This window comes from Streptomyces endophytica, assembly GCF_026153355.1.
Classification (GTDB): domain Bacteria; phylum Actinomycetota; class Actinomycetes; order Streptomycetales; family Streptomycetaceae; genus Streptomyces; species Streptomyces endophytica.
On sequence record NZ_CP110636.1, the window covers coordinates 4,145,419 to 4,168,599 of the forward strand.

Consider the following 23,181-nt stretch of genomic DNA (forward strand, 5'->3'; position numbering starts at 1 on the left):
CGAAGAGGACGGGGCCCGCAAGGTGCAAGCAAGGCAAGCGCGGCCGCGAAGGCCGTCGGCTCAGGCCGACGCCGGTGGGTAGAGGCTGCGCGGCAGTTGGGCCGCGGCCGGCTCGTCGAGGAGCCACAGCGTGCGGCTGCGGCCGCGGGCGCCGGCCGCCGGGGCCTGGACCTCGCCCGCGCCGGAGAGCGCGATGGCGGCCGCGTTGGCCTTGTCCTCGCCTGCCGCCAGCAGCCAGACCTGCCGCGCCGCGCGGATCGCGGGCAGGGTCAGGGAGATCCGGGTGGGCGGCGGCTTGGGGGCGCCGTGCACCCCGACCACCGTGCGCTCGGTCTCCCGTACGGCGGGGAGCTCGGGGAAGAGCGACGCGACGTGGGTGTCCGGGCCGACGCCGAGCAGCAGGACGTCGAAGGACGGGACCGGGCCGTGGTCCTCCGGGCCTGCTGCGGCGGCGAGTTCGGCGGCGTACGCCTCGGCGGCGGCGTCCGGGTCGTTGCCGTACGGGCCGTCCGCGGCGGGCATCGGGTGCACCCGGGCCGGGTCGAGCGGAACGCTGTCGAGCAGCGCCGCGCGGGCCTGGGTGTCGTTGCGCTCCGGGTCGCCCTCGGGCAGGAAGCGCTCGTCGCCCCACCACAGGTCGAGCCGGGACCAGTCCACGGCGTCCCGGGCGGGCGCCTCGGCGAGGGCCGCGAGCAGCCCGTTGCCGTTGCGCCCGCCGGTCAGCACGATGGCGGCGGAGCCGCGGGCGGCCTGGGCGTCCACGATCTTCGTGATCAGCCGGGCCGCCGCGGCCTTCGCCATCAGCTCCTTGTCGCGGTGGACGACGACTTCGGGAGCACTCACTTGCCGGCCGCCTTCTTGGCGGGTGCCTTCTTGCCCGAGGACGCGGACTTGGCCGGGGTGCCGTCGGCGGACGCCGCCGGTTCGCCCTTGGCCGTGCCCGCCGGGTCGCCGCTTCCGCCGCCGGCCGGACCGTCCCCGTCACCGTCGCTGAGGCGGTCCACGCCGAACTTCAGGGCGGCGGCGTAGATGTCGTCCGGGTCGAGCCGGCGGAGCTCCTCGGCGAGGAGTTCCGCGGTCTCCCGGCGCTTGAGCGCCACCGAGCGGTCCGGCTGGCCGGGCATGGAGAGCGTGGCCAGCGAGGCTTCGGGGCGGTCGAGCACGATAGGGCCGCCGCTGGACTGCAGGCGGACGGCCGTGAGGCCGGGGCCGCCCGAGACCTTGCGGGAGACCGGGACGTTCAGCCGGTCGGCGAGCCACATGGCGAGCAGCTCGCAGCTGGGGTTGAACTCCTCGCCCTCGACCTCGGCCGAGGTGACCGTGCACGGGCCCTGGTCGAGCGCCGCCGCCAGCATGGAGCGCCAGGGCGTGATCCGGGTCCAGGCCAGGTCGGTGTCGCCCGGGGTGTACGTTTCCGCGCGCGCGGAGAGCTCCTGCACCGGGCGCTCGCAGGCGTAGGCGTCGGTCACCCGGCGCTGGGCGAGCGCGCCCAGCGGGTCCTTGGCCGGGTCCAGCGGGGCGTTGACCGCCCACCAGACGACCACTGGGGCGTCCGGCAGCAGCAGCGGGAGCACCACGGACTGGGCGTGGTCGATCGCCTCGCCGTAGAGCCGCAGCACGACCGTCTCGCCGGTGCCGGCCTCGGTGCCGACCCGCACCTCGGCGTCCAGGCGGGCCTTGGCGCGGTCGCGCGGCGACCGGCTGACCCGCTTGATGACGACGAGGGTGCGCGACGGGTGCTCGCGGGACGCCTCGTTGGCGGCCTTGAGGGCGTCGTAGGCGTTCTCCTCGTCGGTGACGATGACGAGCGTGAGCACCATGCCGATGGCGGGGGTGCCGACGGCGCGACGGCCCTCCACCAGCGCCTTGTTGATCTTGCTGGCCGTGGTTTCCGTCAGGTCGATCTTCATGGCCGACGCCAGCTCCGTCCGTCTCGTGCGAGCATTTCGTCCGCCTCGGCCGGGCCCCAGGTGCCCGCCGGGTACTGCGCGGGCTTGCCGTGCTTGTCCCAGTACTCCTCGATCGGGTCGAGGATGCGCCAGGACTGCTCGACCTCCTCCAGTCGCGGGAAGAGGTTGGCGTCGCCCAGGAGGACGTCGAGGATCAGGCGCTCGTACGCCTCGGGGCTGGACTCGGTGAAGGACTCGCCGTAGGCGAAGTCCATCGAGACGTCCCGGACCTCCATCGACGTGCCGGGCACCTTGGAGCCGAACCGCACGGTCACGCCCTCGTCCGGCTGGACGCGGATGACCAGGGCGTTCTGGCCGAGTTCCTCGGTGGCGGTGTGGTCGAAGGGGGAGTGCGGGGCGCGCTGGAAGACGACCGCGATCTCGGTGACCCGGCGGCCCAGCCGCTTGCCGGTGCGCAGGTAGAAGGGGACGCCCGCCCAGCGGCGGTTGTCGATCGACAGCTTTATCGCGGCGTAGGTGTCGGTCTTCGACTTGGGGTCGATGCCGTCTTCCTGGAGGTAGCCGACGGCCTTCTCGCCGCCCTGCCAGCCGGCCGCGTACTGCGCGCGCACGGTCTCCTTGCCCAGGTCCTTGGGCAGCCGGACCGCGCCGAGCACCTTGGTCTTCTCCGCGACCAGGGCGTCGGCCTCGAAGGAGGCGGGCTCCTCCATGGCGGTCAGCGCGAGCAGTTGGAGGAGGTGGTTCTGGATGACGTCACGGGCCGCGCCGATGCCGTCGTAGTAGCCGGCCCGGCCGCCGATGCCGATGTCCTCGGCCATCGTGATCTGGACATGGTCGACGTAGCTGCGGTTCCACAGCGGCTCGAACATCGTGTTGGCGAAGCGCAGCGCCAGGATGTTCTGGACGGTCTCCTTGCCCAGGTAGTGGTCGATCCGGAAGACCTCGTTGGGCGGGAAGACCTCGTGGACGATCCGGTTGAGCTCCTGGGCGCTTTCGAGGTTGTGCCCGAACGGCTTCTCGATGACCGCGCGGCGCCAGGAGTCCTCCTTCTGGTCGGCCAGTCCGTGCTTCTTGAGCTGCTGGACGACCTTGGGGAAGAACTTCGGCGGCACGGACAGGTAGAAGGCGAAGTTGCCGCCGGTGCCCTGGGCCTTGTCGAGCTCGTTGATGGTGTCCTTGAGGGTCTCGAACGCCTCGTCGTCGTCGAAGTTGCCCTGGACGAAGCGGCAGCCCTGGACCAGCTGCTGCCAGACCTCCTCGCGGAACGGCGTACGGGCGTGCTCCTTGACCGCCTGGTACACCTCCTGCGCGAAGTCCTCGTTCTCCCACTCCCTGCGGGCGAACCCGACGAGGGAGAAACCGGGCGGAAGCAGGCCGCGGTTCGCCAGGTCGTAGACGGCGGGCATCAGCTTTTTACGGGACAAATCGCCCGTGACGCCGAAAATGACCAGGCCCGACGGCCCCGCGATGCGCGGGAGCCGTCGGTCCGCGGCGTCACGAAGCGGGTTCGCTCCATGAACAGCGGTCAAGGGGATCAGCCCTCCGAAGGAGCGAGGCGCTTGAGCTCCGCCTCGGTCGACTTGAGCAGGTCGTTCCAGGAGGCCTCGAACTTCTCCACGCCCTCGTCCTCCAGGAGCTGCACGACATCGTCGTACGAGATGCCGAGCGCGCCGATCGCGTCGAGGTCGGCCTGGGCCGCCGCGTAGGTGCCGGAGATGGTGTCGCCGGTGATCTCGCCGCGCGCCGCGGTGGCCTCCAGGGTGGCCTCCGGCATGGTGTTGACCGTGCCCGGGGCGACCAGCTCGTCCACGTACAGCGTGTCCTTGTAGGCCGGGTCCTTCACGCCGGTCGAGGCCCACAGCGGACGCTGCTTGTTGGCGCCGGCCTTGTCCAGGGCGGCCCAGCGGTCGGAGGAGAAGACCTCCTCGTACGCCTGGTAGGCCAGCCGGGCGTTGGCCAGCGCGGCCTTGCCCTTGAGGGCCTTGGCCTCGTCGGTGCCGTTCTTGTCCAGGCGCTTGTCGATCTCGGTGTCCACGCGGGACACGAAGAACGAGGCGACCGAACGGATCAGGGACAGGTCCAGGCCCGCGGCCTTGGCCTTCTCCAGGCCCGCGAGGTAGGCGTCCATGACCTCGCGGTAGCGCTCCAGCGAGAAGATCAGCGTGACGTTGACGCTGATGCCCAGGCCGATGACCTCGGTGATCGCCGGCAGGCCCGCCTTGGTGGCGGGGATCTTGATCAGGGTGTTCGGGCGGTCCACCAGCCACGCCAGCTGCTTGGCCTCGGCGATGGTCGCCGCGGTGTGGTGGGCCAGGCGCGGGTCGACCTCGATGGAGACCCGGCCGTCCTGCCCGCCGGTGGCGTCGAAGACCGGCCGCAGGACGTCGGCGGCGTCCCGGACGTCCGCCGTCGTGATCATGCGGATGGCTTCCTCGACGGTGACCTTACGGGCGGCGAGGTCGGCGACCTGCTGCTGGTAGCCGTCGCCCGAGGAGATCGCCTTCTGGAAGATCGACGGGTTGGTCGTGACGCCGACGACGTGCTGCTGGTCGATCAGCTCGGCGAGGTTGCCGGACGTGATGCGCTTGCGCGACAGGTCGTCCAGCCAGATCGCGACGCCTTCATCGGAGAGGCGCTTGAGTGCGTCTGTCATGGGTTCTGCATCTCCTACTCGTCGTATACGTGCGTCAGCGCGCGGCGGCTTCGAGCGATTCCCGGGCGGCGGCGGCGACCGCGTCGGCGGTGAAGCCGAACTCGCGGAAGAGGACCTTGCCGTCGGCCGAGGCGCCGAAGTGCTCCAGCGACACGATGCGTCCGGCGTCGCCCACGAAGCGGTGCCAGGTCAGGCCGATGCCCGCCTCGACGGCGACCCGCGCCTTGACCGACGGCGGCAGCACGCTGTCGCGGTACTGCTGGTCCTGCTCCTCGAACCACTCGACGCACGGCATCGAGACCACGCGGGTCGGGACGCCCGCGGCCTGCAGCTGCTCGCGCGCCTCGACGGCGAGCTGCACCTCGGAGCCCGTGCCGATCAGCACGACCTGCGGTTCGGCGGCCTCTCCCTGCGGGCCCGCTGCCTCGAAGAGCACGTAACCGCCCTTGGCGGTGTCCTCGTTGGACGGGTACGTCGGGACGCCCTGGCGGGTCAGCGCGAGGCCGTGCGGGGCGCCCACGCCGAACTTCTTGGTGTAGCGCTTGAGGATCTCGCGCCAGGCGAGGGCGGTCTCGTTGGCGTCGGCCGGGCGCACGACGTTCAGGCCCGGGATGGCGCGCAGCGAGGCCAGGTGCTCGACCGGCTGGTGGGTCGGGCCGTCCTCGCCCAGGCCGATGGAGTCGTGCGTCCACACGTACGTCACCGGCAGGTGCATCAGGGCCGACAGCCGGACGGCGTTGCGCATGTAGTCGGAGAACACCAGGAAGGTGCCGCCGTAGATGCGGGTGTTGCCGTGCAGGGCGATGCCGTTCATCTCCGCGGCCATGGAGTGCTCGCGGATGCCGAAGTGGATCGTGCGGCCGTAGGGGTCGGCCTCCGGCAGCGGGTTGCCCTTGGGCAGGAACGACGACGTCTTGTCGATCGTGGTGTTGTTGGAGCCCGCGAGGTCCGCGGAGCCGCCCCACAGCTCGGGGATGACCGGGCCGAGCGCGTGCAGCACCTTGCCGGACGCGGCGCGGGTGGCGACGGGCTTGCCGGTCTCGAAGACGGGGAGGTGGTCCTCCCAGCCCGCGGGCAGCTCCGTGGCGGCGATCCGGTCGAACTCCGCGGCGCGCTCCGGGCTGGCGGTGCGCCAGGCGGCGAAGGACTTCTCCCACTCCTTCTTGGCGTCCCGGCCGCGGTCGAGGGCGCCGCGGGTGTGCGCGAGCACCTCGTCGGTGACCTCGAAGTGCTTCTCCGGGTCGAAGCCCAGCACGCGCTTGGTGGCCGCGACCTCCTCCTCGCCCAGCGCCGAGCCGTGCGCGGCCTCGGTGTTCTGGGCGTGGGGGCCGGCCAGGCGATGATCGAGCGCATCGCGATGAACGACGGCTTGTCGGTCACCGCCTTCGCGGCCTCGATGGCGCGGAACAGCCCCTCGGGGTCGAGGTCGCCGTTCTCCTTGGGCTCCACGCGCTGCACGTGCCAGCCGTAGGCCTCGTACCGCTTCACGGTGTCTTCGGAGATGGCGGTCTCGGTGTCGCCCTCGATCGAGATGTGGTTGTCGTCCCACAGCATGATGAGGTTGCCGAGCTTCTGGTGGCCGGCCATCGAGGACGCCTCGGCGGAGATGCCTTCCTGGAGGCAGCCGTCGCCGGCGATCGCGTAGATGAAGTGGTCGAACGGCGAGGAGCCCTGGGGTGCGTCCGGGTCGAACAGGCCGCGCTCGTAGCGGGCCGCCATGGCCATGCCGACCGCGTTGGCGACGCCCTGGCCCAGCGGGCCGGTGGTGGTCTCCACGCCGGTGGTGTGGCCGTACTCCGGGTGGCCGGGGGTCTTGGAACCCCAGGTGCGGAAGGCCTTGAGGTCGTCCAGCTCCAGGCCGTAGCCGGCCAGGAAGAGCTGGATGTAGAGCGTCAGGCTGGAGTGGCCGGCGGAGAGGACGAACCGGTCACGGCCGGTCCAGTCGGCGTCCGCGGGGTCGTGCCGCATGAGCTTCTGGAACAGAACATAGGCGGCGGGAGCCAGGCTCATGGCCGTACCCGGATGGCCGTTACCGACCTTCTGCACGGAGTCCATGGCCAGGACCCGGACGGTGTCCACCGCCCGCTGGTCCTGTTCGGTCCACTCGAATTCTGTGGTGGTCGGCTTGGTGCTCACCCTGAGTCAGGGCTCCTCTCCACATGTCGAATGCCACGGACGGGTATGTCCGCCAGGCGGTGTCGAGCCTACCCCCGCAACTGCGGGCGTCTTTTCGACGCTCATTCGGCGTTTTCGGTGCTCAGTCGCTGCGTGGCCGTCGCGGAGGTTCGTCGCTTCGGGCAACCGAATCGCCGGATCGGACATTCCCGGCCCGGCGGCCACGGCCATACGACCAGACTGCCGGGCGACGGTCCCGCCCGCCTCCTGAACAACGGGCGAACGCCCGGGGAAAGCTGCCACCGCCACCGGGCCGCGCGGGCCCCAACACGACCCCACCCCCGCGAAGATCGCCGTATGGCCAACGTCTAAAGTGGCGTGGTACGCGCAAGCTTTTACCCGGTTCACGGGGTCGTAAGGCTTGCGAGCCTTATTTCCATCCGCGGCGGGAGCCGCTGATGTTACTTCCAGGGGTGTGCGTGACGGCCGTCGAATCCCGTCCTGCGGGGGTGCTCTCCGAGAGCCCGGGGGGTCCGGGGCACCGTCCGTTCGGGGCCCGTGTGAAGGCCTTCGTGGCGCTGACCAAGCCGCGTGTCATCGAGCTCCTGCTGATGACGACGATCCCCGTGATGTTCCTGGCGGCGGGCGGCGTCCCCGACCTGTGGCTGGTGTTCGCGACCTGCGTCGGCGGTTACCTCTCCGCCGGCGGCGCGGCCGCCTACAACATGTACATCGACCGGGACATCGACGCCCTGATGGACCGCACGTCCCAGCGGCCCCTGGTCACCGGCATGGTCTCGCCGCGCGAGTGCCTGGTCTTCGCGACCGCCCTCGCGGTGGGTTCCACCGCCTGGTTCTGGGTCTTCGTCAACCCGCTGTCGGCGATGCTGTCGCTCGGGGCGCTGCTTTTCTACGTGGTCGTCTACACGATGATCCTCAAGCGCCGCACCTCGCAGAACATCGTCTGGGGCGGCATCGCGGGCTGCATGCCGGTCTTCATCGGCTGGTCCGCGGTGACGAATTCGGTCTCCTGGGCCGCGCTGGTCCTCTTCCTCGTCATCTTCTTCTGGACGCCGCCGCACTACTGGCCGCTGTCGATGAAGGCCAAGGACGACTACGAGCGGGTCGGCGTGCCGATGCTGCCGGTGATCGCGGGCAACAAGGCCGTGGCCCGGCAGATCGTCGCCTACAGCTGGGTGATGGTCCTGGTCTCGCTGCTGCTGCAGCCGCTGGGCTACACCGGCTGGTTCTACACCGCGGTCGCGGTCGCCTGCGGCGCCTTCTGGCTGAAGGAGGCGCACGCCCTGCAGTCCCGCGCCAAGGCCGGCATCACCGGGCCCAAGCTCAAGGAGATGCGGCTGTTCCACTGGTCCATCACCTATGTGTCCCTGCTGTTCGTCGCCGTCGCCGTGGATCCCTTCCTTCGGTGATTACTCGTGGGTAGCATGCTGTCCATGGCAGACACCCAGCAGGCGGACGAGACGGCGGTCGGCGCGGCGGCCGCCACCAAGGACGAGAAGCGGGCCGGCAAGCGCGCCGCGCGGCTCGCCCGGCAGATCCGCGCCTTCGCCGACTCCCACGGCGGCAGCGCCGAGGGCCAGCTCGCGCACATCGCCCGCGGCAGCGTCCGGATCGCCCTCGTCGGGGCCAACGGCGAGTGGGGCAACCTCGTCGCCGGCACGTACGACGAGGCCAAGGACGCCGCGGCCCGGGCCGGCCTCACCCTCCATGACGACTTCGACGGCGACCTCGCCGCCAAGGTCCGCACCGGCCGCTACGAGTGGTCCCGCATGGCGGGCATCCAGCTGGGCGGCCCGGCCAACGCTTGAGGCGGTGCGGCGGCGCGCCGGGGCGCGCGAGAGGAAGCGGAGCCCGCTACCTCACCACCCCCTCGTCCGTTAGGCCCACCGGGCGCGGCGCTCGTGCCACGCCCGGCGGGCTCTCGGCGAGGAGGAGCGGATGGACGGCATTCCCTTCCCGACGGATCAGCCACCGCTCATCGATCAGTACAGCCACGGCGCCGTGCACGGCGAACTCGGCCTCGGCTCGTTCGAGACCCATCTGGCCGCCGCGGTCGGCGCGCACGGCCCGGCCCCCGCCGGCACGAGCTACTTCGACAGCTTCACCGGCCTCGCGATACGCCGCTGGTGCCCCCCGCTGCTCGGCCTGGAGCCGCACTGCCCGCCGGCCCGCTATCTGGCCCGCAGACGCGAGGTGGGCGCCTATACGGCGGGCCGGATGCTGCTCCGCGGCTCCGGCATCGGCACCTTCCTGCTGGAGGCCGGCACCCCCAGCGAACTGACCTCGGCCGCCGAGATCGCCACCGCCGCCGAGGCCCGCGCCCACGAGGTCGTACGGCTCGAACCGCTCGCCGAGCAGGTCGCCGACACCTCCGGCAGCGTCGAATCCTTCATCGGCTACACCGCCGAGGCGCTCTACGCGGCGGCCCAGCACGCCATCGCCTTCGCCTCCGGCGCCACCTACTGCGACGGACACGCCCCCGAGGCCGGCGAGGTGCGGCGCGCCGCGGACCGCTGGCTGCGCGCCCGCCGGCCCGGCGACCGGCTCGCCGAACCGGCCCTCGTACGGCACCTGCTGTGGAGCGCGGTCGCCACCGGACTGCCCGTACAGCTGCACTGCCCCGACCCGCGGCCGCTGGCCGGGTTCCTGCGGGCCACCACCGGGATCGGCGCGGACCTGGTCCTGCTGCCCGCGGCCCCGCACCACCGCCGGGCCGCCCAGCTCGCCGCCGCGCACGCCCATGTGTACGCCGACACCGGGCCCTGCCCCGAGGAGACCCTGCCGCACGCGCCGTTCGGCAAGCTGCTGTTCTCCTCCGGCGCCCGCGGGCTGCCCGAGCTCTACGTGACCGGCGCCCGGTCCTTCCTGCGCGCCATGGACCGCCTCGTACGGGAGTGGACCGCCGAGGGGCTGTGCGGGCCGGACGACGGGCGGCGGATCACCGAGATGATCGCGTCCGGGACGGCCCGCCGGGTCTACCGGCTCGACGCGGACGCCACCTGAGGCTCCGCGGGCTCGCCGTCCGCGGCGGCGGCCGGCGCGTCGCCGTCCGCGGGCCCGTCCTCCGGGAGCGGTCCGCGGTCGCGCAGGGAGAGCGCCACCCGCAGCACGGCGATCCACACCAGCGTCGAGCCCAGCATGTGCAGCCCGATGACGATCTCGGGCAGGCCCAGGAAGTACTGGACGTAGCCGATGACGCCCTGCAGCGCGATGCAGGCGAGCAGTTCCAGCACCCTCCGGCGGGCGGTGGCCGGTGCCTTGACGGCGCGCAGGGCGAACCACAGGGCGACGGTCAGGCCGACGACGATGTAGACGAAGTCGACGTGGAGCTGGGTGATCTCCTGCCAGTTCAGCGGGATGCGGTGGACCTTGTGGGCGTCGCCGGCGTGCGGGCCGGTGCCGGTGACGACCGTGCCGATGACGGTCAGCGCGCCGGTCGCCGCCACCAGCAGCCAGGCCAGCTGCCCGACCGGGCGGGTGGCCACGTCACGCGGTGCGTCGTCGCCCTCGCCGGCCCGCTGCCAGCTCAGCACGGCGACCGTGAGCAGCGTCGTGGACAGCAGGAAGTGCGCCGCGACGAGGTACGGGTTCAGGCCGGTCAGGACGACGATGCCGCCCCAGACCGCGTTGCCCATCACGATCCAGAACTGCGCCCAGCCGAGTCGGGTGAGCGAGCGGCGCCGCGGGTGCCGGGCGCGGGCGGCGATGATGAACAGCCCGACGAACGCGCACAGCACGTACGTCAGCATGCGGTTGCCGAACTCGATGAGGCCGTTGATGCCCATGGCGTGGGTCGGCGTGAGGCTCTCCGGCGTGCACTTCGGCCAGGTCGAGCAGCCCAGTCCGGACTGCGTGAGCCGGACCGCGCCGCCGGTCACGACGATGATCACGGCCATCACGACGGTCGCCAGCGCGGCCCGCCGCACGAAGGCCGCGGACGGCTGCCAGCGGCGGGCGATCAGCTCAAGGGGATTCAGCGAGTTCGGCACGGAGCCATGGTAGGCGGCGGCTTGTGCAAGTTTTCACGAGGGGGTGGGCAGCGCGGGGGTGCGAGGCGATGCGGGACCTGAACGGTCCACCCCGTGACCTACTCCCAGCGGAAGAACTTCGCCGCCGCGCCCAGCCCCAGGACGGCCCACCCGGCGAGGATGCCCAGGTCGGACCACGGCACCGCCGCGCCGTGCCGGAGCACCTCGCGCAGCCCGTCCGAGAGGGCCGAGATCGGCAGCAGGTGCAGCACGGCCTGGGCGGCCTCCGGGAACTTGGCGAGCGGGACGATCACCCCGCCGCCGACCAGGAGCAGCAGGAAGACCAGGTTGGCCGCGGCCAGCGTCGCCTCGGCCTTCAGCGTCCCGGCCATCAGCAGTCCCAGCCCCGAGAACGCGGCCGTGCCGAGCAGGAGGAGCAGCAGCACGGTGAGCGGGTTGCCGTGCGGGGACCAGCCCAGTGCGAGGGCCGCCGCCGTCAGCAGCACGATCTGCAGGACCTCGGTGACCAGCACCGCGCAGGTCTTCGCGGTCATCAGCCCCCAGCGCGGCAGCGGCGAGACCGCGAGCCGCTTGAGGACGCCGTAGCGGCGCTCGAAGCCGGTGGCGATGGCCTGGCCGGTGAAGGCGGTGGACATCACGGCCAGCGCGAGGATGCCCGGCGCCAGGAAGTCCACGGCCCTGCCCGCCCCGGTGTCGACGATGTCGACGGCGGAGAACAGCACCAGCAGCAGCGTCGGGATGATCACCGTGAGCAGCAGCTGTTCGCCGTTGCGCAGCAGCATCCGGGTCTCCAGGGCCGCCTGGGCCCGGATCATCCGGGGCAGCGGCGCGGCGCCGGGCCGCGGGGCGAACGTGCCCGTGGTGGTGGCGGTACCGGCCTCGGTGGCGGTCATGCGCGCAGCTCCCTACCGGTCAGCTCAAGGCTGTGCCTTCCCGGGGGACAACCCCGGACCCCCGGCCGAAAGACGAGTGGGTCTCCCTCATGCGCGCAGCTCCCTACCGGTCAGCTCAAGAAATACGTCCTCCAGGGTGTGCCGTTCGACGGCTATCGCGTCCGGCATCACGCCGTTCTGCGCGCACCACGAGGCGACCGTGGCCAGCAGCTGCGGGTCGATCTTGCCGTGGACGCGGTAGACGCCGGTGGCGGGCTCCGAGGCGGAGCTGTCCGCGGGCAGCGCCTTGAGGAGGGAGGCGAGGTCGAGGCCGGGCCGGCCGGTGAAGCGCAGGCTGTTCTCGGCGCCGCCGCGGCACAGCTCGTCGGGGCTGCCCTGGGCGATCACCCGGCCGCCGTCGATGATCGCGACGTCGTCGGCGAGCTGTTCGGCCTCGTCCATGAAGTGGGTGGTGAGCACGCAGCTCACGCCGTCGGCGCGGAGTTCCCGTACGAGGTCCCAGGTGGCGTGGCGGGCCTGCGGGTCGAGGCCGGCCGTCGGCTCGTCGAGGAAGACCAGCTCCGGGCGGCCGACCACGGCCATGGCCAGCGCCAGCCGCTGCTGCTGGCCGCCGGAGAGCCGCCGGTAGGTCGTCCGGCCGCAGGAGCCCAGGCCCAGCCGGTCGATCAGCATGCCGACGTCGAGGGGGTGGGCGTGCAGGGTGGCGGTGTGCCGCAGCATCTCCTCGGCGCGGGCGCCCGCGTAGACGCCGCCGGACTGCAGCATCACGCCGATCCGGGGGCGCAGCGCGGCGGCGTCGGCCACCGGGTCCAGGCCCAGGACGCGGACCGTGCCGTCGTCCGGACGGCGGTATCCCTCGCAGGTTTCTACGGTGGTGGTCTTGCCGGCGCCGTTGGGGCCGAGCACGGCGGTGACGGTGCCGTGCGCGACGGTCAGGTCGAGGCCGTCCACCGCGGTCTTCGTCCCGTACCGCTTGACCAGGCCGGTGACCTCGACGGCCGGCGCCCGTCCGGGGGTCCGGGGAGTGCTCCCCGGGGAGGTGCTGCGCATGCCGCGCAGTCTACGAAGAGCGACCGCGCCGCCGTCAGTGGGGGCTCGCCCCGAATTGCGGCCCTTCCCGGCAGGTCGCGGGCCTGATCGGGGGCCATCGGGCAGGGTTGAAATGAGGTGAACCTAAGTGATAGAGGCCACCATCCCGCCATCCGGACCACGCTTGAATCGGTTTGACGAATTACGCAACAATGGCGTTGTGAAATACGCGAGCGAGGATCAGCGAGAGCCCGGGGTCGGCGAGACCGCCGGGCCGGCCGCCTCCGCGCCCGAACGGGACGCCCCGGCGACGCCGGCCCCGCAGGCCGCCCCCGCGTCACACGACGAACAGCAGGGCACCCGCAACCGGGTCGCCCGCTCCATCCTCGACCACGGTCCGTCCACCGCCGCCGAGCTCGCCCTCCGGCTGGAGCTGACCCAGGCCGCCGTCCGCCGGCACCTGGACGCGCTGGTCGCCGAGGGCGTCGTCGAGCCCCGCGAGCAGCGGGTCTACGGCAGCCGCGGCCGCGGCCGCCCGGCGAAGGCCTTCGCCCTCACCGACTGCGGGCGGGACGCCTTCGACCAGGCCTACGACCAGCTCGCCGCCGATGCGCTGCGCTGGATCGCGCAGAGCGCGGGCGGCGGCGAGAAGGGCGAGGCGGCGGTCGCCGCGTTCGCCCGCGCCCGGCTGGCCGCCCAGGCCGAGGGCTACCGCGAGGCGGTCGAGAGCGCCGACCCGGAGGCCCGCACCCAGGCCCTGGCGAAGGCGTTGACCGCGGACGGGTACGCTGCTACGGCGCGCAGCGCCCCCAACCCCCAGCTCGGTGAACAGCTCTGCCAGCACCACTGCCCGGTCGCCCACGTCGCCGAGCGGTACCCGCAGCTGTGCGAGGCGGAGACCGAGGTCTTCTCCCGATTGCTCGGGACCCACGTACAGCGCCTTGCCACCATCGCCCACGGCGACGGGGTGTGCACGACCTTCGTCCCGAAGGCCGGAGCCGGCAAGGCAGCTCACCGCGCCGGTGAGCGCCCCCACAAGACCACGACACCATCTGCAAGCACGGCCGGGAGGAACCCCGCATGACGCTCCCCACGGAGACTGCTCACCCCGAACTCGAGGGTCTGGGCAACTACGAATACGGCTGGGCCGACTCCGACGTGGCCGGCGCTTCGGCGAAGCGCGGTCTCTCCGAGGACGTCGTCCGTGACATCTCGGCGAAGAAGAACGAGCCGGAGTGGATGCTCAAGCTGCGCCTCAAGGGCCTGCGGCTGTTCGACAAGAAGCCCATGCCGAACTGGGGCTCCGACCTGTCGGGCATCGACTTCGACAACATCAAGTACTTCGTCCGCTCCACGGAGCAGCAGGCCGCCTCCTGGGAGGACCTGCCCGAGGACATCAAGAACACCTACGACAAGCTCGGCATCCCCGAGGCGGAGAAGCAGCGCCTGGTCGCCGGTGTCGCCGCGCAGTACGAGTCCGAGGTCGTCTACCACCAGATCCGCGAGGACCTGGAGGCGCAGGGCGTCATCTTCCTGGACACCGACACCGCGCTGAAGGAGCACCCGGAGCTCTTCCAGGAGTACTTCGGCACGGTCATCCCGGTCGGTGACAACAAGTTCGCGTCGCTGAACACCGCGGTGTGGTCCGGCGGCTCGTTCATCTACGTCCCCAAGGGTGTCCACGTCGACATCCCGCTGCAGGCCTACTTCCGGATCAACACCGAGAACATGGGCCAGTTCGAGCGGACGCTGATCATCGTCGACGAGGACGCCTACGTCCACTACGTCGAGGGCTGCACCGCGCCGATCTACAAGTCGGACTCGCTGCACTCCGCGGTGGTCGAGATCATCGTCAAGAAGGGCGGCCGCTGCCGCTACACGACCATCCAGAACTGGTCGAACAACGTCTACAACCTGGTCACCAAGCGCGCCGTCGCCTACGAGGGCGCGACCATGGAGTGGGTCGACGGCAACCTCGGCTCCAAGGTGACGATGAAGTACCCGGCGGTCTACCTCATGGGCGAGCACGCCAAGGGCGAGACCCTGTCCATCGCCTTCGCCGGCGAGGGCCAGCACCAGGACGCCGGTTCCAAGATGGTCCACATGGCGCCGAACACCTCGTCCAACATCGTCTCCAAGTCGGTGGCGCGCGGTGGCGGCCGGACCTCCTACCGTGGTCTGGTCGAGATCGGCGAGGGCGCCGCGGGCTCCAAGTCCAACGTGCTGTGTGACGCCCTGCTGGTGGACACCATCTCCCGGTCCGACACCTACCCCTACGTCGACGTCCGCGAGGACGACGTCTCCATGGGCCACGAGGCGACCGTCTCCAAGGTCAGCGAGGACCAGCTGTTCTACCTGATGGCCCGCGGTCTGTCGGAGGACGAGGCCATGGCGATGATCGTGCGCGGCTTCGTCGAGCCGATCGCCCGTGAGCTGCCGATGGAGTACGCCCTGGAGCTCAACCGGCTGATCGAGCTGCAGATGGAGGGTGCGGTCGGCTGACCCCGGCCCCCCGCAGCGACCGACTCCCAAAGAACGCAGAAAGCGAGCTAGACGACAGCCATGGCTGAGGCTCAGAACATCCCGGCGGGTTCCACGACCACCGGCTCCATCGCGGTGGCCGCGGAGTCCACCGTCGCCACGAGGATGAGCGCCCCGCCGTCCTACGACGTGGCGGACTTCCCGGTGCCGCACGGCCGCGAGGAGGAGTGGCGGTTCACCCCCCTCGCGCGCCTGAAGGGCCTGCACGACGGCTCCGCGGAGGCCGGCGGTCCGGACCTGAAGATCGACATCACCGCGCCCGAGGGCGTCACCCACGAGCTGGTCGACCGCGCCGACCCGCGGGTCGGCAAGGCCGGCAAGCCCGTCGACCGGGTCGCCGCCCAGGCGTACAGCTCGTTCGAGAAGGCCTCGGTGGTCACGGTCCCCAAGGAGACCGTGCTCAGCGAGCCGATCCGGATCGCCGTGCACGGCGAGGGCGGTACGGCCTTCGGTCACCAGGTCATCGAGCTCGGTGCGTTCGCCGAGGCGGTCGTGGTCATCGACCACACCGGTGACGCGGTGCTCGCCGCCAACGTCGACTACCTCCTCGGCGACGGCGCGAAGCTGACCGTCGTGTCCGTCCAGGACTGGGAGGAGTCGGCCGTCCACACCGGCCAGCACAACGCCCTGGTCGGCCGGGACGCCACCTTCAAGTCCGTGGTCGTCACCTTCGGCGGCGACCTCGTCCGCCTGCACCCGCGCGTCACGTACGCCGGCCCCGGCGGCGAGGCCGAGTTCTACGGCCTGTACTTCACCGAGCAGGGCCAGCACCACGAGCACCGCCTGTTCGTCGACCACGAGGCGTCCAACTGCCGCTCGCACGTGACCTACAAGGGCGCGCTGCAGGGCGAGGACGCGCACGCCGTCTGGATCGGCGACGTCCTCATCCGCGCCTCGGCCACCGGCACGGACACCTACGAGCTCAACCGCAACCTCGTCCTCACCGACGGCGCGCGGGTCGACTCGGTGCCCAACCTGGAGATCGAGACCGGTGAGATCGTCGGCGCCGGCCACGCCTCGGCGACCGGCCGCTTCGACGACGAGCAGCTCTTCTACCTGATGGCCCGCGGCATCCCCGCCGAGGAGGCCCGCCGCCTCGTCGTGCGCGGCTTCTTCGCCGAGCTGGTCCAGCAGATCGGCCTGCCGGACGTCGAGGAGCGCCTGATGAGCAAGATCGAGGCCGAGCTGGAAGCGTCCGCGGTATGAGCTACGTACGCGCAGCGGCGCTGAGCGAGCTGGAGGAGGACACCCCCAAGCGGGTGGAGATCGACGGCACGCCCATCTCGCTGGTCCGCACCGAGGGCGAGGTGTTCGCGATCAACGACATCTGCTCGCACGCGAACGTCTCCCTCTCCGAGGGCGAGGTCGAGGACTGCTCGATCGAGTGCTGGCTGCACGGTTCGAGCTTCGACCTGCGCACCGGCAAGCCGTCCGGCCTCCCCGCGACGCGCCCCGTCCCCGTATACCCCGTAAAGATCGAAGGGGACGACGTGCTCGTCTCCGTCACCCAGGAGTCCTGAGTCACCCATGGCAACGCTTGAGATCCACGACCTGCACGTCTCCGTCGAGGCCGAGAACGGCCAGCGCGAGATCCTGAAGGGCGTCGACCTGACCGTGAAGCAGGGCGAGACGCACGCCATCATGGGCCCCAACGGCTCCGGCAAGTCGACGCTCGCCTACTCGCTCGCGGGTCACCCCAAGTACACGATCACCGGCGGCACCGTCACCCTCGACGGCGAGGACGTCCTTGAGATGTCCGTCGACGAGCGCGCCCGGGCCGGCGTCTTCCTCGCCATGCAGTACCCGGTCGAGGTCCCCGGTGTCTCCGTCTCCAACTTCCTGCGCACCTCCGCCACCGCGATCCGCGGTGAGGCCCCCAAGCTGCGGCTGTGGGTCAAGGAGGTCAAGGAGGCCATGGAGCGCCTCCAGATGGACCCCTCCTTCGCCGAGCGGAACGTGAACGAGGGCTTCTCCGGCGGTGAGAAGAAGCGCCACGAGATCCTCCAGCTGGAGCTGCTCAAGCCGGCCATCGCGATCCTCGACGAGACCGACTCCGGTCTGGACGTCGACGCACTGCGCATCGTCTCCGAGGGTGTCAACCGCATCCGCGAGACCGGCCAGGTCGGCACCCTGCTGATCACCCACTACACGCGCATCCTGCGCTACATCAAGCCCGACCACGTCCACGTCTTCGCCAACGGGCGGATCGCCGAGTCCGGCGGCCCGGAGCTGGCGGACAAGCTGGAGGCCGAGGGCTACGAGGCATACGTGAAGGGTGGTACGACCGCGTGACACAGCTGCCGGGCCTCCTCGACACAGAGGCGATCCGTAAGGACTTCCCCCTCCTGGACCGCCAGGTCCACGACGGCCGGAAGATCGTGTACCTGGACAACGCGGCGACCTCGCAGAAGCCGCGTCAGGTCCTCGACGCCCTGAACGCCTACTACGAACGTCACAACGCCAACGTCCACCGCGGCGTGCATGTGCTCGCCGAGGAGGCCACGGCGCTGTACGAAGGCGCCCGCGACAAGGTCGCGGCCTTCATCAACGCGCCGAGCCGCGACGAGGTGATCTTCACCAAGAACGCCTCGGAGTCGCTCAACCTCGTGGCGAACATGCTCGGTTGGGCCGACGAGCCCTACCGCGTGGACCGCGAGACCGAGATCGTCATCACGGAGATGGAGCACCACTCCAACATCGTTCCGTGGCAGCTGCTCTCGCAGCGCACGGGTGCGCAGCTGAAGTGGTTCGGCCTGACCGACGACGGCCGCCTGGACCTGACGAACATCGAAGAGGTCATCACCGAGCGGACGAAGATCGTTTCGTTCACGCTGGTCTCCAACCTCCTCGGCACCTTCAACCCGGTCGAGACGATCATCCGCCGGGCCCAGGAGGTCGGCGCGCTGGTCTGCATCGACGCCTCGCAGGCCGCCCCGCACATGGTGCTGGACGTGCAGGCGCTGCAGGCCGACTTCGTGGCCTTCACCGGCCACAAGATGTGCGGCCCGACCGGCATCGGCGTGCTGTGGGGCCGTCAGGAGCTGCTGGAGGACCTGCCTCCGTTCCTGGGTGGCGGCGAGATGATCGAGACGGTGTCCATGCACTCCTCGACCTACGCGCCGGCGCCGCACAAGTTCGAGGCCGGTACGCCCCCGATCGCCCAGGCCGTCGGCCTCGGCGCGGCCGTGGACTACCTCTCCTCGATCGGCATGGACAAGATCGCCGCCCATGAGCACGTGATCACGGAGTACGCCGTCAAGCGGCTGCTGGAGGTCCCCGACCTGCGGATCATCGGCCCGAGCTCGGCCGAGGACCGCGGTGCGACGATCTCCTTCACGCTCGGCGACATCCATCCGCACGACGTCGGGCAGGTCCTGGACGAGCAGGGGATCGCGGTCCGGGTGGGCCACCACTGCGCCCGTCCGGTGTGCCTGCGCTACGGAATTCCCGCGACCACGCGAGCGTCTTTCTATCTGTACTCCACCCCGGCCGAGGTCGACGCCCTGGTCGACGGCCTGGAGCACGTGCGGAACTTTTTCGGATGACCACGCACAGCGGATGAGGACGAGGACTGACTGAGCCGTGAAGCTGGATTCCATGTACCAGGACGTCATCCTGGACCACTACAAGCACCCCATGGGCGCGGTCTTCGGGACGGCGACGCCGAGGTGCACCACGTCAACCCGACCTGTGGCGACGAGATCACGCTGCGGGTCCGGCTCGACGGCGCGACGATTGAGGATGTGTCCTACGAGGGGCAGGGCTGCTCGATCAGCCAGGCCAGTGCGTCGGTGCTCAATGACCTCCTGGTCGGCAAGGAGCTCGGTGAGGCGCAGAAGATCCAGGAGATGTTCCTGGAGCTGATGCAGTCCAAGGGCCAGGTGGAGCCCGATGACGCCATGGAGGAGGTGCTGGAGGACGCGGTGGCGTTCGCCGGCGTCTCCAAGTACCCGGCGCGCGTGAAGTGCGCCCTGCTGAGCTGGATGGCCTGGAAGGACGCCACGGCCAAGGCCCTCTCCGAGGAGGCGAAGACCGCATGACCGACACCCCGACCACCACGAAGCCGGCTTCCGAGGAAGAGGTCCGCGAGGCGCTGTACGACGTCGTCGACCCCGAGCTGGGCATCGACGTCGTCAACCTCGGCCTGATCTACGGCATCCACATCGACGACGCCAACATCGCCACCATCGACATGACGCTGACCTCCGCGGCCTGCCCGCTGACCGACGTCATCGAGGACCAGGCGAAGTCCGCCACGGACGGGATCGTCAGCGAGCTGAAGATCAACTGGGTCTGGATGCCCCCGTGGGGCCCGGACAAGATCACCGACGACGGCCGCGAGCAGCTCCGCGCGCTCGGCTTCAACGTCTGATCGGGACCTGACCGGACCCGCACATCGCGGGTCCGGTGACCGGACCCGCACGTCACGGGTCCGCGCGAACACCACGGCCGTGCCCGCCGGTCACCACCGGCGGGCACGGCCGTGCTGCGTGCGGACGGCCCGCTGACCTGGGACCCGGCACTCGGTACGGTCGTCCGCATGGCCTATGTGATGCTCGCCGGCGCGATCCTGTCCGAGATCCTCGCGACCACCTCGATGAAGTACAGCGACGGCTTCAGCCGGCTGTGGCCGTCGCTGGGCACCGCGCTCGGGTACGTGATCGCCTTCGCGCTGCTCGCGCAGACCCTCAAGTCGATGAGCATGGGCACCGCGTACGCCATCTGGGCCGGCGTCGGGACCGCGCTGATCGCGGCCATCGGCATGGTGTTCCTGGGGGAGAGCACCAGTGCGCTGAAGGTCCTCGGGGTGCTGCTGGTGATCGCCGGTGTCGTGGTGCTGAATCTGGACGGGGCGCACTGACGAAAGCGGCACCGCGGCGGGCGGCGGACTCGTGCGGCCCTACGAAGCGGGTTGTGCGACCGTACGGGCCGGGCCCGAGACATGAGACCGGTTCGCCTCGCCGGGCGACCTCCGGTTAGGTTTCCAGCATGACCGATGCTGCTACCTCCTCCCGCACGACCGGCGCCGTCGCCGCCGGGCTCGCCACCGTCACCTCCGACGGCACCGTTCTCGACACCTGGTTCCCGGCCCCCGAGCTGGTGGCCGTGACCGCCGAGGGCCCCGGCCCGGCCGGCACCGAGCGCCTGGACGACGAGCGCGCCACCGACCTCCTGGGCCCGGCCGTCCTCAAGGCGATCGGTCCCGACCCGGTCCGCGAGGTCGAGGTCGTGGCCGTCCGCACGGTCATCGCCTCGCTCGACGACAAGCCGCTGGACGCGCACGACGCCTACCTGCGTCTGCACCTGCTCAGCCACCGCCTGGTCAAGCCGCACGGGCAGAACCTCGAAGGCATCTTCGGCGCGCTGGCGAACGTCGCCTGGACCTCGCTGGGCCCGGTGCAGGTGGACCGGCTGGAGACGGTGCGGCTGAACGCCCGCGCCGAGGGTCTCCACCTCGCGGTCACCAGCGTCGACAAGTTCCCGCGGATGACCGACTACGTCGCGCCCGCCGGGGTGCGGATCGCGGACGCCGACCGGGTCCGCCTCGGCGCCCACCTCGCCGCCGGCACCACCGTCATGCACGAGGGCTTCGTCAACTTCAACGCCGGGACGCTCGGCACCTCCATGATCGAGGGCCGGATCAGCGCCGGCGTCGTCATCGGTGACGGCTCCGACGTCGGCGGCGGCGCCTCCACGATGGGCACCCTCTCGGGCGGCGGCAAGCAGATCATCTCGATCGGCGAACGCTGCCTGCTCGGCGCCGAGTCCGGCATCGGCATCGCCCTGGGCGACGAGTGCGTCGTCGAGGCCGGTCTGTACGTCACCGCGGGCACCCGGGTCACCCTGCCCGACGGCCAGATCGTCAAGGCCCTGGAGCTCTCCGGCGCGGACAACATCCTCTTCCGCCGCAACTCCACCACCGGCGCCGTCGAGGCCCGCCCGAACAAGGCGACCTGGGGCGGCCTGAACGAGATCCTGCACAGCCACAACTGACGGCCGGACGCCGACCGGCGGCCCGGACCCCACGGGGCGGTGGCGCACCTCGGTGAGCGGAGGGCGGCCCGGCGGACACCTTTCCGCCGGGCCGCCCTCCCGTTCGTACCCGCCCCGTCCCCGCCCCGCCGGGCACCCTCTAGGCTTGCGCCATGCGTGATCTTGTAGCGGGGATGCGGTATCTGGGCGAGGGCCAGCGCTGGGTTGCCCGGCACGGCCGGTGGTGGGGGTTCGGGCTGATCCCGGCGCTGATCGCGCTGGTGCTCTACGCCGGGGTGCTCACCGCGCTGGCCATCTGGTCCGGCGACCTCGCCGCCTGGGCGACGCCGTTCGCCGACGACTGGGGCTCGCCCTGGCAGGGGCTGCTGCGCGGGGTGTTCGTGGCGCTGCTGCTGGCCGGCGGGCTGACGCTGTCGGTGCTGACCTTCACGGCGGTCACCCTGCTGATCGGCGACCCGTTCTACGAGTCGCTCTCGGAGCAGGTCGAGGAGAGCGAGGGGTACTGCCCGCCCGGCCCGGACCGGCCGCTGTGGCGGGAGATCGCGCTCGCCCTGCGCGACAGCGTCCATGTGCTGCTGCGCGCGGCCGGCTTCGGGGTCCTGCTGTTCGTGCTCGGCTTCGTGCCCTTCCTCGGCCAGACCGTGGTGCCCGCGATCGGCTTCTGCGTCTCCGGGTTCTTCCTCACCGTCGAGCTGACCGCGGTGGCGATGCAGCGCCGGGACGTCCCGGTGCGCGCCCGACTGCGGCACTTGCGCGGGCGGAAGGCGCTCGCGGTCGGCTTCGGCACCCCGCTCGTGCTGCTCTTCCTGATCCCGTTCCTCGCGGTCGTGCTCATGCCGGGCGCGGTGGCCGGCGCGACCCTGCTGGTGCGGGACCTGCTGCCGGACGAGAACGGGCCGGGGGACCGGGACGGGAACACGGACCGGGGCGCGGACGAGGCCGCGGGCCGGGGCGAGGGTGCGGCCCCGGCCGGCGTCGGCCCGTACCCGGCTAGCCCGGTACCCCCGCCGGCACCGCACTTTCCCGAGCCTCCGCGTCCGCAGTCCGGTCCAGGGCCGTCCGCAGGGCGTCCACCAGCCGGCTGGTGAGCGCGGCGTCCGCGTCCAGCAGGGGACCGCGGACCGGCCCGGCCGGCAGCCCGAGGTGCGCCAGCAGCGCCTTCACGGCGACCGTGCCGGGCGTCCCGGACCCGGTCACCGCCTCGATGAGCGGGATCAGGGCGAGCTGCCGGCGGGCCGCGCCCACGGTGTCGCCCGCGTCGTAGGCGTCGAGCACCGCCCGCACCGCGCGCGGCGCCACATTGCCGGCCGTGCTGACGCAGCCGGCGCCGCCCAGCGCGCGCAGCGGCAGGATCTGCTCGTCGGAGCCGGCGTAGTACGCGAGGTCCGTCGCGGCCAGTACCTTCGCCGACTTCAGCAGGTCGTTGCCGCAGTCCTTGACCGCCGCGATCCGCGGGTGGCCGGCCAGCCGCAGCAGGGTGTCCGCGGCCAGCGCGGTGCCGGTGCGGCCGGGGATGTCGTAGAGCATCACCGGCAGTCCGGTGGCGTCCGCGACCGTGCGCAGATGGTGCGCGACGGCCTCCTGGGTGGGCCGCGAGTAGTACGGGGTGACCACCAACAGGCCGTGCGCGCCCGCCCGTTCGGCGGCGCGGGCCAGTTCGACGGTGTGCCGGGTGTCGCTGGTGCCGACCCCGGCGGTGATCCACGCCCGGTCGCCGACCGCCTCGGCGACGGCCCGCAGCAGGGTCTCCTTCTCGGCGTCCGAGGTGGTGGGGGACTCGCCGGTGGTGCCGCTGAGGACCAGGGCGTCACAGCCGCCCTCGTCGACGAGCCGGGTGGCGAGCCGCTGGGCGCCGTCCGGATCCAGTTCCCCGTCAGCGGTGAACGGGGTGATCATGGCGACCGCGGTGCGGCCGAAGGGGGTGGGGTGCTCCATGCCGGAAGTGTGAAGGCCCATCATCTTTCACGTCCACTTAGTTGTTCTTTTGCGATTCTTAAGTGATGCCATGTAGTTGATGGCTTGATGGATTGCCGCCC

Annotated in this window: 21 protein-coding genes and 2 pseudogenes; 14 read left to right on the plus strand and 9 right to left on the minus strand. The window is 71.2% G+C overall.

Annotation, left to right across the window (positions count from 1 at the left end; genetic code table 11):
- Window positions 1-60 precede the first annotated feature (60 nt).
- The 5 genes and pseudogenes from pgl to tkt form a co-directional block, all read right to left on the minus strand.
- Window positions 61-843, minus strand: a complete 783-nt coding sequence (pgl, locus tag OJ254_RS18430) for a 6-phosphogluconolactonase (RefSeq protein WP_265363204.1) — start codon at window positions 841-843, stop codon at window positions 61-63.
- Window positions 840-1,910, minus strand: coding sequence for a glucose-6-phosphate dehydrogenase assembly protein OpcA (gene opcA, locus OJ254_RS18435; RefSeq protein WP_265363205.1), 1,071 nt, complete (start codon window positions 1,908-1,910; stop codon window positions 840-842). The genes pgl and opcA overlap by 4 nt, the downstream gene beginning before the upstream one ends.
- A complete protein-coding gene (zwf, locus tag OJ254_RS18440) occupies window positions 1,907-3,439 on the minus strand; it encodes a glucose-6-phosphate dehydrogenase (protein ID WP_261952142.1) in 1,533 nt (510 codons plus the stop codon). The genes opcA and zwf overlap by 4 nt, the downstream gene beginning before the upstream one ends.
- Window positions 3,440-3,444: 5 nt before the next feature.
- The gene (gene tal / locus OJ254_RS18445; protein ID WP_265363206.1) at window positions 3,445-4,563 is read right to left on the minus strand and encodes a transaldolase; all 1,119 of its coding nucleotides are present in this window, start codon (window positions 4,561-4,563) and stop codon (window positions 3,445-3,447) included.
- 34 nt (window positions 4,564-4,597) lie between these two features.
- A pseudogene (gene tkt, locus OJ254_RS18450) lies at window positions 4,598-6,699 on the minus strand (transketolase).
- Between the two features lie 458 nt (window positions 6,700-7,157).
- Between tkt and OJ254_RS18455 the strand changes: the two are divergent.
- The 3 genes from OJ254_RS18455 (at window position 7,158) to OJ254_RS18465 (ending at window position 9,702) form a co-directional block, all read left to right on the plus strand.
- Window positions 7,158-8,108 carry a heme o synthase gene (locus OJ254_RS18455; RefSeq protein WP_261952145.1) on the plus strand — a complete coding sequence of 317 codons (951 nt, stop codon included), beginning with the start codon at window positions 7,158-7,160 and terminating at the stop codon, window positions 8,106-8,108.
- Window positions 8,109-8,123: 15 nt separating this feature from the next.
- Window positions 8,124-8,507, plus strand: a complete 384-nt coding sequence (locus OJ254_RS18460) for a hypothetical protein (RefSeq protein WP_265363207.1) — start codon at window positions 8,124-8,126, stop codon at window positions 8,505-8,507.
- 130 nt (window positions 8,508-8,637) lie between these two features.
- Window positions 8,638-9,702, plus strand: coding sequence for an amidohydrolase (locus OJ254_RS18465; RefSeq protein ID WP_265363208.1), 1,065 nt, complete (start codon window positions 8,638-8,640; stop codon window positions 9,700-9,702).
- Here OJ254_RS18465 and OJ254_RS18470 read toward each other — a convergent pair.
- The 3 genes from OJ254_RS18470 to OJ254_RS18480 form a co-directional block, all read right to left on the minus strand.
- Window positions 9,675-10,688 (minus strand): COX15/CtaA family protein, encoded by a 1,014-nt coding sequence (locus tag OJ254_RS18470; protein WP_265363209.1) that lies wholly within the window; start codon window positions 10,686-10,688, stop codon window positions 9,675-9,677. The genes OJ254_RS18465 and OJ254_RS18470 overlap by 28 nt on opposite strands.
- Before the next feature lie 98 nt (window positions 10,689-10,786).
- Window positions 10,787-11,581: an ABC transporter permease gene (locus tag OJ254_RS18475; protein ID WP_265363210.1), complete on the minus strand. Its 795-nt coding sequence runs from the start codon at window positions 11,579-11,581 to the stop codon at window positions 10,787-10,789.
- A gap of 87 nt (window positions 11,582-11,668) precedes the next feature.
- On the minus strand, window positions 11,669-12,631 hold the full coding sequence (locus OJ254_RS18480) for an ABC transporter ATP-binding protein (RefSeq protein ID WP_265363211.1): 963 nt from the start codon (window positions 12,629-12,631) through the stop codon (window positions 11,669-11,671).
- 199 nt (window positions 12,632-12,830) lie between these two features.
- On the opposite strand from OJ254_RS18480, the gene OJ254_RS18485 reads away from it, so the two are divergent.
- The 11 genes and pseudogenes from OJ254_RS18485 to OJ254_RS18535 all read left to right on the plus strand — a co-directional run bounded on the left by OJ254_RS18485 (window position 12,831) and on the right by OJ254_RS18535 (window position 22,233).
- A complete protein-coding gene (locus OJ254_RS18485) occupies window positions 12,831-13,694 on the plus strand; it encodes a helix-turn-helix transcriptional regulator (RefSeq protein ID WP_265363212.1) in 864 nt (287 codons plus the stop codon).
- Entirely contained in the window at window positions 13,691-15,112 is a 1,422-nt protein-coding gene (sufB, locus tag OJ254_RS18490; protein ID WP_265363213.1) for a Fe-S cluster assembly protein SufB, read from the plus strand. Before OJ254_RS18485 ends, sufB begins: the two co-directional genes overlap by 4 nt.
- Window positions 15,113-15,172: 60 nt before the next feature.
- Window positions 15,173-16,357: a Fe-S cluster assembly protein SufD gene (gene sufD / locus OJ254_RS18495; RefSeq protein WP_261952153.1), complete on the plus strand. Its 1,185-nt coding sequence runs from the start codon at window positions 15,173-15,175 to the stop codon at window positions 16,355-16,357.
- Window positions 16,354-16,671: a non-heme iron oxygenase ferredoxin subunit gene (locus OJ254_RS18500; RefSeq protein ID WP_030411902.1), complete on the plus strand. Its 318-nt coding sequence runs from the start codon at window positions 16,354-16,356 to the stop codon at window positions 16,669-16,671. Before sufD ends, OJ254_RS18500 begins: the two co-directional genes overlap by 4 nt.
- 7 nt (window positions 16,672-16,678) lie before the next feature.
- Window positions 16,679-17,443, plus strand: a complete 765-nt coding sequence (sufC, locus tag OJ254_RS18505; protein WP_265363214.1) for a Fe-S cluster assembly ATPase SufC — start codon at window positions 16,679-16,681, stop codon at window positions 17,441-17,443.
- On the plus strand, window positions 17,440-18,696 hold the full coding sequence (locus OJ254_RS18510; RefSeq protein WP_261952155.1) for a cysteine desulfurase: 1,257 nt from the start codon (window positions 17,440-17,442) through the stop codon (window positions 18,694-18,696). The genes sufC and OJ254_RS18510 overlap by 4 nt, the downstream gene beginning before the upstream one ends.
- Before the next feature lie 37 nt (window positions 18,697-18,733).
- Window positions 18,734-19,191: pseudogene (sufU, locus tag OJ254_RS18515) on the plus strand (Fe-S cluster assembly sulfur transfer protein SufU).
- On the plus strand, window positions 19,188-19,523 hold the full coding sequence (locus tag OJ254_RS18520) for a metal-sulfur cluster assembly factor (protein ID WP_006606317.1): 336 nt from the start codon (window positions 19,188-19,190) through the stop codon (window positions 19,521-19,523). The pseudogene sufU and the gene OJ254_RS18520 overlap by 4 nt, the downstream one beginning before the upstream one ends.
- 168 nt (window positions 19,524-19,691) lie before the next feature.
- Window positions 19,692-20,012 carry a DMT family transporter gene (locus OJ254_RS18525; RefSeq protein ID WP_265365217.1) on the plus strand — a complete coding sequence of 107 codons (321 nt, stop codon included), beginning with the start codon at window positions 19,692-19,694 and terminating at the stop codon, window positions 20,010-20,012.
- Window positions 20,013-20,140: 128 nt separating this feature from the next.
- Window positions 20,141-21,145: a 2,3,4,5-tetrahydropyridine-2,6-dicarboxylate N-succinyltransferase gene (gene dapD / locus OJ254_RS18530; protein ID WP_265363215.1), complete on the plus strand. Its 1,005-nt coding sequence runs from the start codon at window positions 20,141-20,143 to the stop codon at window positions 21,143-21,145.
- A 152-nt stretch (window positions 21,146-21,297) separates the two neighbouring features.
- Entirely contained in the window at window positions 21,298-22,233 is a 936-nt protein-coding gene (locus OJ254_RS18535) for an EI24 domain-containing protein (protein WP_265363216.1), read from the plus strand.
- Here the strand turns inward: OJ254_RS18535 and dapA are convergent.
- On the minus strand, window positions 22,136-23,080 hold the full coding sequence (dapA, locus tag OJ254_RS18540; protein ID WP_265363217.1) for a 4-hydroxy-tetrahydrodipicolinate synthase: 945 nt from the start codon (window positions 23,078-23,080) through the stop codon (window positions 22,136-22,138). The genes OJ254_RS18535 and dapA overlap by 98 nt on opposite strands.
- Between the last annotated feature and the right edge of the window lie 101 nt (window positions 23,081-23,181).